At 68.0% G+C, this 12,703-nt stretch carries 8 protein-coding genes; 5 read left to right on the forward strand and 3 right to left on the reverse strand.

Features of this window, described 5'->3' with window-relative positions:
• Positions 1 to 257: 257 nt before the first annotated feature.
• Positions 258 to 5,330 (reverse strand): AAA family ATPase, encoded by a 5,073-nt coding sequence (locus tag KEG57_RS35390; protein ID WP_272428242.1) that lies wholly within the window; start codon positions 5,328 to 5,330, stop codon positions 258 to 260.
• 389 nt (positions 5,331 to 5,719) lie between these two features.
• Here KEG57_RS35390 and KEG57_RS35395 point away from each other — a divergent pair, with 389 nt between their 5' ends.
• From KEG57_RS35395 to KEG57_RS35415, 5 genes are all read left to right on the forward strand, one after another.
• The gene (locus KEG57_RS35395) at positions 5,720 to 5,845 is read left to right on the forward strand and encodes a hypothetical protein (RefSeq protein WP_272428243.1); all 126 of its coding nucleotides are present in this window, start codon (positions 5,720 to 5,722) and stop codon (positions 5,843 to 5,845) included.
• A 243-nt stretch (positions 5,846 to 6,088) separates the two neighbouring features.
• Positions 6,089 to 7,759 carry an OmpA family protein gene (locus KEG57_RS55800; RefSeq protein WP_272428244.1) on the forward strand — a complete coding sequence of 557 codons (1,671 nt, stop codon included), beginning with the start codon at positions 6,089 to 6,091 and terminating at the stop codon, positions 7,757 to 7,759.
• Entirely contained in the window at positions 7,756 to 9,009 is a 1,254-nt protein-coding gene (locus tag KEG57_RS35405) for a hypothetical protein (protein WP_272428245.1), read from the forward strand. Before KEG57_RS55800 ends, KEG57_RS35405 begins: the two co-directional genes overlap by 4 nt.
• A 13-nt stretch (positions 9,010 to 9,022) precedes the next feature.
• The gene (locus KEG57_RS35410; RefSeq protein ID WP_272428246.1) at positions 9,023 to 9,412 is read left to right on the forward strand and encodes a hypothetical protein; all 390 of its coding nucleotides are present in this window, start codon (positions 9,023 to 9,025) and stop codon (positions 9,410 to 9,412) included.
• Positions 9,409 to 9,903, forward strand: a complete 495-nt coding sequence (locus KEG57_RS35415; protein ID WP_272428247.1) for a hypothetical protein — start codon at positions 9,409 to 9,411, stop codon at positions 9,901 to 9,903. Before KEG57_RS35410 ends, KEG57_RS35415 begins: the two co-directional genes overlap by 4 nt.
• A 341-nt stretch (positions 9,904 to 10,244) precedes the next feature.
• Here KEG57_RS35415 and KEG57_RS35420 read toward each other — a convergent pair whose 3' ends face one another.
• On the reverse strand, positions 10,245 to 11,693 hold the full coding sequence (locus KEG57_RS35420) for a hypothetical protein (protein ID WP_272428248.1): 1,449 nt from the start codon (positions 11,691 to 11,693) through the stop codon (positions 10,245 to 10,247).
• Positions 11,694 to 11,874: 181 nt separating this feature from the next.
• Complete coding sequence (locus tag KEG57_RS35425; protein WP_272428249.1) at positions 11,875 to 12,681, reverse strand: lysophospholipid acyltransferase family protein; 807 nt, start codon at positions 12,679 to 12,681, stop codon at positions 11,875 to 11,877.
• Positions 12,682 to 12,703: the final 22 nt, after the last annotated feature.

Consider the following 12,703-nt stretch of genomic DNA (forward strand, 5'->3'; position numbering starts at 1 on the left):
CCTGGACTCGGGGTGGAAGAACTGCGCGATGCGCAGTTATTCCAACGGCCGGTGGCAAGACCAGGGACAACGTTGCCAGTCACGGCGGTCTTGGTTGGCAGGGTCGTCGCTGGTCTTGACCTGGCCTGTTCGATGAACTGCGCATTGCGCAGTTCATCGACCCTGGGTCCAGCGCTTGCGCTGGTCCGGGTCCAGGGGCGGATAGCCCCTGGTGGGGCCTGGGGCAACGCCCCAGCGCAGCGCCTCCCAGATGAGACTTATCCCTGTGCTCGGAGCGACGCCGCCCCGCGGAGCTTGAGCGCGCGTGCGATGCCGCTGCGGAGCGTGCCCATCGTGACGATGCTCCCGAGGTCGAGGCCCAGACAGATGAGCGTCTGCGCCACCTCGCGGCTGAGCCCCGTCAGCATTGCCTCGGCGCCGAGCAATTTGAGCGCCCCTGCCGTGCGGAGCAGCGTGCTGGCGACGGCCGTGTCCATCACCTTCACGCCCGTGATGTCGATGATCACGACCTCGGCCCGATACGTCTGCGCGCCTTCGAGTGCCGTTGTGAGCACCTGCTCGGCCCGCTGCTCGTCGATCGCGCCGATGAGCGGCATGACCATGATTCGGTCCGTGATCGGGATCATGGGCGTGGACAGCTCCAAGAGGCGGGCGCTCTGCGCGCGGATGATCTCCTCCTGCAATCGGGCGCGCTCCTCTTCGCCTCGCGCCCGCTCGGAGAGCTCGTTCGAGAGACGCTCGTTCGCGTCGTAGAGCTCCGCGGTGCGCCGCTCGACCTCGCTCTCCAGCGCCTCGTTCGAGCGCTTGAGCTCGGCGGTCAGCCCCTGGAGCTGCTGATAGAGGAGCGCATTTGCCACGGCGATGGCCGCCTGCGACGCGAGGAGCGTGCAGTGCTCCGTCTGGCGCGGCGTGAAGGCCTCCTTCACACAGTTGTTTTCCATGTAGAGGATCCCCCCGAGCTCGCCCTTCTGCACCATCCCCAGGCAGAGGACCGATTTTGGTTTTGTTTCCGCGATGTAGGGGTCCGCCGAGAATCGGCTCTCCGCGCCTGCGTCGCCGAGCACGATGGGCTCTTTCGTCCTCGCGACGTATTGCACGATGGTCCGAGGCAGGCCCGTGCTCTCTTCGAGCGGCGTCGAAAGGCCGAGCTCCACCCGGTCCGGCTCGACCGTGATCGAGGCCGCGATCACGAGCTGCGTGTCGCGCCCGAGGAGCAGCACCGCCCGTTGCGCGCCGCCAATCTCGATGACGAGCTTCAAGACCTGCTCGACCACCTTGTCGAGTACGAGCTCCGCTGCAATGGCCTGGGCCGACCGGACGACGGCCGCGGCCTCGAAGAGCTCGGCGGCGAGGGCCCTCGTCGTGGTCGTCGTCGTGAAGGACCGAAGGTTCGCGGCGGTCTTGGTGGCGACGTTCGTCACGGGCAGCGCCGCGGCCGGGGGGAGCAGGTGCGCATATCGATCGGCGATGTCGTCTGCCTTCGCCGTGGCGCCCCAGCGCAGATAGGCGTAATGCGCGTCGGACATGTAGATGTGCGCGACCCGGGTTTTGCCCTTGGCAAGGTAAAGCCGCGCGCAGAGCTCGTTCGCGAGGGCTTCCAGCGAGGTAAAGCCATTCTCGCGGGCGGCCTCGATGGCCGCGTCGCAGAGATCGATCGCCTCGGCGTCCCGCCCCGCAGCGCGGGCTTCTTCGGCGCGCACGAGCAGGAGCTTCGGCCGGAAGTTCTCGGGAGAGCTCTCCGCGAGCCGCGCGAGCTTTTCCTGATGAGGCGCGGCCGCCGCCGCGTACTGCGCCCGCTCTTCGGGCGAGGCGCCCAGAGAGAGCGCATGACTCGCCATGCAGAGGTAGAACGCGAGCTCGGTCGCGAAGTATTGGCCCGCGCTGCTGCCGAGCCTCTCCTCCGCGCGTTTGGCCATTTCGAGCGCGGCACGAGGATCGCCGTGCAGATAAAAGAGCTGGGCCTTCACCGTGTAATACCAGCACGTGATGAAGTACGCCCCGGCCGCCTCCTGCGCGGCGACGAAGGCGGCTTCGTCGAACGATTCGCTGGCAAGGGAAGTGCGACTCTCCGTGCGCCCCGTGAGGGCCGCGAGCGTGTGCTTCGCGATCGTCAGGAAGCCGATGGCCATCGCTTCCTTGGTCCGCTGCGTGAGCGCGAGGAACCGGTCGAGCTCCTCGCGCACCACGGAAAGATCCTCGCCGAGGCTCAGCCGGACGATCATCGTGTAGAAGCAGGCGTGCGACGTGTACACGAAATCGCCCGAGACGAGGTCGGACTCGTAGGCGCGCCTGTAATACTCGATGGCCTCCCGGACCGGCCGCGAGAAATGCAGGAACACGCCGAACACCATGTTCACCTTGGCCGTGAGCTCGGCGCTGCCGAACTTCTCCTGCAAGGCGAGCGCGAGCCGGCCATAACGATGGGCCTCCGCGTACCGGTCCATCCCCCCGGCCAGGATGAAGCCATAAAGGACGTAGCCATAGGCGGATCCGTCCGAATGGCCGTATCGAAGGGAGATCTCGACCTGCTTCAGCGCGACGAGGGCAATGAACGTCGGCCCCTCGTAGTAGGCCGGTGAGGTGAGGAAGATCAAAAGCTTCTGGACCGCCCTGCGTTCCGGATCGGTCATCTCCGGGGCGTCCACGAGATCCTCGATGCGTCGCTCGCCCCTGATCGCGTCTACCTCCGCCATTCCCCGGGCAAGCAGCGCTTTTCGCGCCTCCTCGCCTTCGGGGATTTCGACCCCGAAGAGCGCGAGGCCTCGGAGCCCGGCCTGGATGGCCTCGGGCAGCCGGCCGGCCGTGGTGCAAAGGTTCATGCGCAGGCAATCGACGTGCGCGAGCTCGAGCTTCGTCCGGGCGCGGGCGAGGAGCACTTCGAAGAGCGCATCCGACACGTCCATGCGACCGTTGATGGCCTCGCATTCGGCTTGCTCCACGTGGAGCCAGAACGCGAGATCATGGTCCTCATCCCAGCTCGACGCGGCGAGGAGCGCGACCCCTGCCCCGAGATAACCGGCCGCGGTCTGATGAGCGGCCGCCGCTTTGGCCCTTCGCCCGGCCGCGAGGTTCAATCGGGCGAGCGTCCATCGTTCGGCCGGATCGGTGATCAGCTCGGCGCCGATGTTGAGGTGATTCGCGATATCGAAGAGCTCCTCGCCGACCGCATTCGCGGCGCGGCCCGCGAGCAGGAGCCGGCCGATGCGGAGGTGCGTCTCCCGCTCGCGGCCGTCCTCCAGAAGCGCGTAGGCCGCGTGCTGCACGCGATCGTGGAGGAACCTGTAGGAGACGTCGAAGGACTCGGTCGCCGAGATATCGGCGGCGTCGAGGAACCGCTCGCCTTCGTCGATTTGCAGGACGAGGCCCTCCTCGAGCGCCTCCCAGAGGGCCGCGACGGCCTCGGTCATCGATTGCTCACTGAGCGTCGCGAGCGTGCGCAGGGTGAACTTGTGCCCGACGCACGCGGCGAGCTTCAAGGCGCGCTGCGTGGCGGGCCTGAGCTCCCGCAGCTTGTGCATCATGAAATCGACGACGTTGTCCGTGATGTTCGCCCGCTGGATCCGCTCGAGGTCCCATACCCAGGCGCGAGCGCGCGCGTCGAACGCGATCAGGTCTTGCTTGTGGAGGTCGCGCAGGAGCTGATGGATGAAAAACGGGTTTCCGTGGGTCTTCGCGAAGACGAGTTCCGCGAAGGGCGCGCACGCCTCGGCGTCGCACCCGAGCATGTCGCCAATCATTTCCCCGACGGCCCGGGGCGAGAGCGGCTGGAGCGTGATCGACCGGAGCGCGACGCCCTCCTTGCGGAGCTCGTCCAGGGCCAAAAGGAGCGGGTGCCCGGGCTCGACCTCGTTGTCGCGATAGGCGCCGATCACGAGCAGATAGCGGCTCTGCGGGCCGGAGAGGAGGATCCGGAGAAGCCTGAGCGACGCGGGATCGGCCCATTGCAGATCGTCGAGGAAGATGCAGAGCGGGTGCTCTTCGGCGGTGAACGCGCGCGCAAAACTCTCGAAGACGAGGGCGAACCGGTTCTGGGCTTCTGCCGGCGCGAGCTCCGGGAGGCTCGGCTGCGGCCCGAGCAGGAGCGAGAGCTCGGGAATGAGGTCGGCGATGAGCTGGCCATTGGGCCCGAGGGCCCTCCGGAGCTTGCTCTGCCAGCGCGCGAGGGCCTCGGTGGGCTCGGTCAAGATGCGCCGGATGAGCTCCCGGAAGGCGTGGACGAAGGGGGCATAAGGCACGCTCCGATTGAGCTTGTCGAACTTGCCCGCGACGAAATACGCTCCGGGGCGGCGCGCGATGGCCTTGTGCATCTCGCCCACGAGGACCGATTTGCCCACGCCCGCATAACCGGCGACGAGCAGCCCCTCGGCTTTGCCTTCCCGCGCGCGATCCCACGCGGCGAGGAGCGCCCGCTCGTCGTCCTCCCTGCCATAAAGCTTCTGGGGCACGCGTAGCTCGCCGCCGAGGTCGAGTCGGCCGAGCGCCATGGGCCCGATCCACCCGTTCGCCTCCCATTGCCGCAGGCACTCGTCGAGATCCGCCTTCAGCCCATAGGCCTGCTGATAACGGTCCTCCGCGGCCTTGGCCATGAGCTTCATGGTGATGTCCGAGATGGCCCTCGGGATCTCCGGCGCGAGCTCGTGCGGGGGCGTGGCCTGCCGCGCGATATGGCTGTGCAAGAGCTCCATCGCGTCGTTCGAGCGGAAAGGCAGAACGCCGGTGAGCATCTCGTAGAGGGTGACGCCGAGCGAATAAAAATCCGTGCGGTGGTCGATCTGCCGATTCATGCGCCCGGTCTGCTCGGGCGACATGTACGCGTGCGTGCCCTCGATGAGCTCCGGGGTCGCAGCGCGCTGCATCTCCTGCGAGATGCGCGCGGCGATGCCGAAATCGATGAGCATGACCTCGCGCGTTCGGGGATTGTAGAGGAGATTGGAAGGTTTGATGTCCTTGTGGATCACGTGGGCGCGGTGCAGGGAATCCAGGATTCCCGCGAGCGCGGAGGCGATGTGGAGCGTGGTGCCGACGTCGAGCCGCTGCTCTTCGAGGATCCTGTCGAGCGGCTGGCCGCCACGATCTTCCATGACGAGCGCGAGGCCGTTGCTGAGCCGCTCCAGGGCGTAGGCCGTGAGGATGCCCGGGATGTGCAGGCGCTTCAGGATGGCGTACTCGTGCCGGAGCTTCGTGATGTCCCGCGGGGTCGGGTGCTCGTGCTTGAGGAGCTTCACCGCGACCGGGGCGTGATCCGAAATTCTGTGCCCCCGATGGATGATGGTGGTCTCGGTCTCGTGAAGGATATCCGACAGGACGTAGTTGGGAAGACTCGAACGCATGGCATCCTTGACCGAACCCCTGCAATCGTGGCCGTGGTTGCTCGTGCCCCCCACGCGACGAGCGGGCACCGACGGCATAGGGATCCCGTCCTCGGGTAGACCAATCCGATCGAAGTCTGTCAAGAAGGAAGCGCCCTCGCGATTCGCTCGGATGGCGGCAGACATCACGGGGAAAGCGCATGGGCCTGTTTTGCCAGGCCGGCGAAAAGGATGTCCGGGTGTGGGGCGGATGCCCAGCGGCGGTAAAGCGCCAGAAATTTGTCAGCTACTGGCACTTCCCTGCGTGGCATACGGGAGGCAACGGCGGGACACACGGGGGCACGATATGGCGGCACTCTGCGGCCGCAAATGCTGGACACTCGCGGCTTTCGGCCTCTGCGATGGCTGCCTTGACGGCATCGACCCCGGTGACGCTCACCGCCGACGAGCACGCATCGAAGCAGGCGCCGGCGATGCCCACGAGCGTACAGTCCGTGTCGGTCGTGCAGGCGCGGTTGGCTTCGACGACGGCCTGAACCGCTTGAATGGCTCGATTCGAGCGCTCGGCACAGGTGTTCGTGCTCTCGGCTCCGGTCGCGGGGGGGCTCCCGGTCCCGGAGGAACTGCAGGCGCCGAGAAGCGCGGTTGTGATGAGGAGGGATGCGGAAAGGAGGGTGGAGACTCGCATGCCCACGAGAACGCAAACAGGGGCCCCAACCCTACACGTCACAAAGCTGCCCCTTGACCCCCTCCCCCACCCCCGCCTACCGTCCCGGGCCGTGACGCCCGGGCCGCGCTTCCTGCCGTTCCTCTTCCCGGCCCTCGCGTTCGTCGCCTCACCGCGCCTCGCCGCCGCCGACGAGACCCCTTCCCTCGCCGTCGAACCCGCCCCGGCCGGCGATCGCGCCTTCCTCGTCGAGCACGCCGACGTCCGCGGCCACCTCCTCCCCTCGGCGCGCCTCGTCCTCGATTACGCACGCCGCCCGCTGGTCCTCCGCAACGATCACGACGAGCTCGACCCCATCATTTCAGATCAAACCTACTTCCACGCCCTCGCGTCCCTCTCGCTCTTCTATCGGGCCACCGTCTCCCTCGACATCCCCTTCTCCATCACCCAGGCTGGGAGCACCCCGCCCTCGGGCGACGCCTTCCCCCGTGCCGGCGTCGGGGCATCATTTGGGGACATACGAATCGGCGCCCGCGTCCGCCTCGCAGGCGGCCTCGACGAAGCCGGACAGGGCGCCGCCCTCGGCCTCTCCGCGTCCCTCTGGCTCCCGACGGCCACCGACGGATACGCCGGCGACGGCGCCGTTCGCGGGCGCTTCGCCCTCGTCGCGGAGGCCACGGGCAAGCGGCTCCACGGCGCGTTTTCCGGCGGCCTGCGCACCCGCCCGGCCGTCGCATTGCCGGGCGTCTTGCCGACGCGTGTCGCCACCTCCCTCACGTTCGGCCTCGCGGGCGGGTTTTTCGTGGATGGCGCGCGCACGCTCACCCTCGGCGGCGAGCTCTCGGCCGAGCTGCCGTTCCTCGGCGGCGCGCGCCTCTTCGATCCCCGCGCGACCGTCGCACATGCGCTCGTCACGGGGCACTACCGCATCACCGGCGGACCGCTCGAAGTCGGGCTCGCCATGGGACCCGGCCTCGGGCATGGCGCGGGGAGCGCGGACGTGCGGGTGCTCGCGCTGTTCGGGTATGCGCCGGAGAAGGCCAAACCCCCGCCGGATCGGGACGAGGACGGCATTCCGGACAAGAGCGACGCTTGTCTCGATCTCGTCGGCGTGGAATCGGGGGATCCGCTGCTGCACGGCTGTCCCGAGCCTCCGCCCGATTACGACGGCGACGCCATTCCCGACGAGAACGACGCATGCCCACGCGCCGCGGGCGAGGCCACGTTCGTGCGCAAGACGCACGGCTGCCCGAAAGACACGGACGCGGACGGCGTGCCCGACAAGAAAGACACCTGCCCCACGGAGCCCGGTCCGAAGCCGCCCGAGGGCAATGGTTGTCCGAAGCCGAAGGAGCCGGAGCCTCCGCCCGTCGCGTCGCTCGCCGAGCAGGAAATCGTGATCTCGCAGCAGGTGCAATTCGAGACGGGCACGGCCGTGCTGCGTCCGGAGAGCGACGGCGTGCTCGGCGAGGTCGCGCGGGTGCTCACGGATCATCCGGAGGTCACGCGGGTCGAGGTGCAAGGCCACACGGACGACACGGGCACGCCCGACGTGAACCGCAAGCTCGGGCAAGACCGCGCCGAGAGCGTGGTCGAATGGCTCGTCCGGCGTGGCATCACTCGCGCGCGGCTCGTGCCAAAGGGATACGGCTCGGACAAGCCGATCGCGGACAATACGACGGAGGAGGGCCGCAGCAAGAACCGGCGCGTCGAGTTCCGGATCCTCGAAAAGAAGCCGGCGGCGAAGGACGAGGCCAAGCCCGCGAAGGGAGGCGCGAAATGAGCGGCGCGAAGGGGATGTTCGCGATCGCCGCGCTCGCTGTCGCCTCGGTCTCGGGCCCGGGCCGGGCCGAGGAGCCGGCCGAGGACCGGGCCACGATGGGCCCCGAGGTGCTGCACAACCCGACGCTGGAGCGAACGGCCGAGCAAGGCATTCTCCGCGCCGTTCCCATTTCGATCGAGCTCCCCCTCGACATCGCGCTCCGCGCCCGCCGCGTGCTCGTGCATTACCGGCTCTGGGGGGATCCGGACTGGACGGCGCTCGAGCTCAGGCGAAACGGCGCGAAATACGAGGGCGCGATCCCGTGCCTCGAGATCAGCACCGTCACCGGGGATCTCCGCTACTACATCCGCGTCCACGACGCCGAGGGCCGCGTGATCGCGACAGGCGCATCCCGCGCGCGGCCGTACCTCGTGACCATCAAGCACGACACGGTGCTGGGGCCCGGCCAGAGCAGCGGCGCGAAATGCCCCGATCCGGCCGATTGCCCCGCGGGCCTGCTCGGCTGCCCGAGCGAGCGCGTCGTGGAGATCGCCTGCCAGTCGGACGCCGATTGCGAGGGCGGCACGACGTGCAGCTGGCGCGGGTTCTGCGAGCGGGTCGATCGACGCAAGAACTGGGTCACCCTCGGCGTGCAGCAAGACGTGGCCGCCTTTGCCACGGCGGGCGCATGCAGCCTGTATTCGCAGGAAAACGAGGGGTACGCCTGTTTCCGCGCGGACGACGCGCAATACACGGGCACGCCGGTCCAGACGAACGCAAAGCTCTCCGGGGGCCTCGGGCCGACGCGGATCGTCCTCGGCTACGAGCGGCTGATCCATTACGACACGACGCTCGGCCTGCGGCTCGGCTGGGCCTTCTTCGGCGAGGGACCGACGCCACGCGACGGCACGGCGTTCGTGCCGTTCTCCGTCGCCGCCCGCGCGACGCACTGGTTCGGCGACGATCTCTTCGCCCGCTCGGGGTTCCGGCCGTATGCGTTCCTCACCGGCGGATACGCGATGGTCGACATGAAGGGAAGCACGGTCGTCCGGGAAAACCCGCTCGCTCCGCCGTACCAGGGCGGCAATGACCTGGAGCAAGAGGTCACGGTCTGGAAACGCGCAGGCGACGGCTTCGTCGGCGCCGGGACGGGCCTCGCATTCGCGTGGGAGAGCCGCCGGGCGGCCTTCCTGGAGATCGCGGCGCATGCCGTGTTCCCGTTCGGCGCGTTCGTGCTCGCGCCGAGCGCAGGGATTACACTCGGCTTCTGAAGGGAGGCTCGGATTGTTGCAAGTGTTGCTCCGGAACCTCTGTCTCGGGTGGGCGAGCGCCGCCCTCGTGGCCGGTTGCGCGTCGGACGCATTGACCCCGCCCGAGGCCCACATCGACACGCCCGGCGCCTTCGTGGCCGTGGAGGGGTACTATGAACCGGGAGAGCTCACGCTCGTCCGCATCCTCGATCGCCTGCAATTCGAGGATGCGCGGCTCCTGTTCATGACGGTCCACGACGTCCGACCCGAGACCTACGAGGAGGCGCGCGAGCTCGCCAAGGACCACGATCTCCCGATCCGCGAGCTCATCCGCATCGAGCCGGACACGGTGGTCACGCAATCGCCCCATCGTATCGTCTGGTTCCGGACGCTCACAGCCAAAGAGCAGGAGCGCGTGCCGTGAAATCGCAACACCTCACCCTCGTCGCACTCATCGCCGCCGGCCTCGGCGCCCTCGCCACGCCGCTCGCCTGCATCCGGCACGCCGACATCCGTGACGAACCGGATAGCTCGATCCTCGACCGTCCCCCCGACTTCGACGCCGGCGGCATCCCCGAGCTCGACAGCGGCCTCGGCAGCGACGCCTACCCCCTCTGCGCGGATCGCCCCACGGGCAAATGCGTCGGCTCGAACGATTTTCCGTGCGCCTTCGAGGACTGGGTCCCCGCGATGGCGAAGGCATGCCAGGAGGCCTCAGGCTGCAAGACGAACGGTTGGCTCGAGGTGCAGATGGGCCCCGACGGATGCGTCGAGGCGCTCGGAATGGAGGAGCCGAACGACGAGGTGGTCGCTTGTCTCGTCGCGGAGATGGGCGCGGTGAAGTGCCCGTGCGGCGAGGGAATCACGAAGTATTATTTCGGAGCAGGGAACGTCGGGCCGTGCGGCTCGAATTGAGCCTCACTTCCCCCGGAGGCGCCGCGCTGGGGCGTTGCCCCAGACCCCACCGGGGCTATCCGCCCCTGGACCTGGACCAGCGCAAGCGCTGGACCCGGGGTCGATGAACTGCGCGTTGCGCAGTTCATCGAACAGGCTGAGTCAAGACCAAGAACGACCCTGCCAAAGCAAGACAGCCGCGCTGCCATTTCGACCGGCAACGCCGTGCCTGTGGGAAGAACTGCGCATCGCGCAGTTCTTCCCCAAATGGTCCAGGGCTTGCCCTGGTTCGGGTCGAGGGGCGAACAGCCCCCGCGGGGCCCGGGGCGGCGCCCCGGCGCGGCGGCCCCAGGCCTACCCCTTCACTTCGGAATGGCGCTGTTGCCGGGCTCCAGGTTGTTCATGATGGCCCCGACGTCGCACGCCTGTAGGTACGTCGAGAGGACCTCCGCGCGCCGCGGCAAAAACACGTCCGTGAGCGCCTCCGAGAGCGTGCCGTTTTCGTCGATGTGCACCTCGCCGAGCGTGGACGGGAACGTGAGCCCGCAGCCGAGCGACCTTTCCGGGCCGAGGAAACGCTGCGGCGCGTGGCAACCGGCGCACGTGAGCGAGGTCGCGCGGTGCAGGACCGCCTCGGGCGTGAGCGGATCACCCGGGGGGCAATCCTTGCCCAGGCCGTGGTACGCGATTGCATCCTGGATCTCGGTCGCGAAATCGGAGCCTGCGACGCCGATCGCGCGCGACGCGTAATCGACGGAGGCCTCTCCGGAGACGACGCTCTCGCCCATGTTGAAATGCTTGCCGGTCTGCATGCGGACCCTGGGGAGCTCCTTCTGCGCGAGCTCCCAGAGGCTCAGATCGACGAACTCGCTCCGGAAGCTCACGGCGGTCTCCGACTCGTTCGCCCGATCGAAGAGCTCCGGCAGGGGGTTGTTCTTGACGGTGACGGGCTGGAACGTGAGCTTGAACGCCGTCGACCCGTCCGGCAGGCGCTTCAGGTGATACTCGCGCATCTCCCAGGGCACCTGCATCTGCTGGCTCACGCGCACCTGACCGTGCGAGGAGCCGTAAGCATCGTTCTCGTTGGAGATGGCGCCATAATTGTTGGGGTGAACGACGGGCAGGAAGCCCTGCACGCCCGTGAAGAAGAGCTCTTCGAGTTTGTCGGCGACCGTCTCGACGTCCGTCTCGGTCGCGAGGCTCCCCCACGCCTCGGCCACGGGACGACAGGCCGTGATGACGTCGAAGCCCGACGGGTTCGGCAGCGCCGCCTCGAAGATCAAAAAGACACGGTTCGCCGGGTCCGTGCGGCCTGAGGTCTTCGCGTAGACGATGCGGTGCTCGCCGCAGTTCGATCCGGACGTGGGCGTGAGGTCGAAGCGGTTGATGATCGCCACGGGCTCGAAGGAGTCGGGGTGGCCCGCCTCGAAGAGGCCCGGACTCGACGCGAGCGCCCCCTCGGCGCGCGGGCAGAAGAGGGCCGCGCCGTTCTTGAACGCGGCGTTGTCCGGATCGTCGCAATGCGGGTTGTCCGAAAAAACCCCCTCGGCCGCGGGGTTCTGCGCGTCGAAGAGGCGCTTCACGAGGTCCTCGGGCGTGGTCTGTACGACCGCGAGCGTGATGATCTGATTCAGGACGCGGTCGAGGCTGAAGCGCGCGAGCACGGCCGGATCCCGCACCATGAGCGCGCGGCTGTCCGCGGCGATGGAGATGTCCGCATTGCAAACGGGGACGTCGGGGTAGTCGACCGGGGGCTCGTCCGGAGGATCGGGGATGGGCAAGTCGGGTTGCTCGCCCGAGCTGCTCGGCACGATCCCTCCTCCCTCGCTCTGCCCCCCGCAGCCTACGAGGAAGCCGAGGACCGCTGCCACCGCCAATGGCCGAACACCTAAGCGCGAAAGCTTGAAAGCCATGAGTCCCTCCACCCTGGAAAGTAACGAGGAATCTTTCGAGGGTATCGGGCCCCACGTCGGGGTCAAGAGGGAGCGAGCGTCAGGACTCGGCCGACGAGGCTGCGGTCGAGCTCTCGTTCGGCTGGGACGAAGCGTCGGCGACGCGACCGCCGAGGGAGATGAGCATCTCGGCGACGGCGGCATGCGTGCGGTCGCGCAGGTCGACGACGCGCGCCGACTCCTTGCCCGTGGTGATGGGGTGGATCGGCTTGCCCACGCGCACGCGCACGAGGCGCATGGAGCCGTCGCCCGTGTCGATGGCGCCCTTCTGCATGAGGTTGCCCGCACCCTCCAGCGCGACGGGCACGACGGGGACGCCGGCGCGCACGGCAGCGTAAAAGCCGCCCATCTTGAAGTCCTTGAGGATGCCGTCCTCGCTGCGCGTGCCCTCGGGGAAGATGAGCAGGGGTTTTCCGCGCCCGAGGACCTCCTGGAAGCGCTTGATGACCTCGGCGGCGACACGCGGCCCGCCTCCACGCTCGACCGGGACGTGCCCCGCGAGCTTGAGGTGCCAGCCGAGGAAAGGAATGTTCATGAGCTCGCGCTTCGCGGCCCACTTGTAGTCCCCCGGCAGAACCGCGCCGAGCACGAGGATGTCGAGCAGGCTCTGGTGATTCGAGGCATAGACGTACGCGCCGTCGGTGGGCACGTTCTCGAGCCCCGTGGCGTCGACGTCGATGTGCAGCCCCCGCGCGCTCGCCTTGCACCAGCGCTTCATTGCCCAGGTGCTGGCGCGGTGATCGTTCGTGACCGGGCCGAGCGTGAGCGAGATCGTCCCATACCCGACGGTGCGAGCGGTGAAAGGAATCCACTGACGCGCGGCGCGAATGGCTTCTCGGAGCTGCATGGATCAGGCTTCCTAACACCAC

It is taken from the genome of Polyangium jinanense (assembly GCF_028435365.1).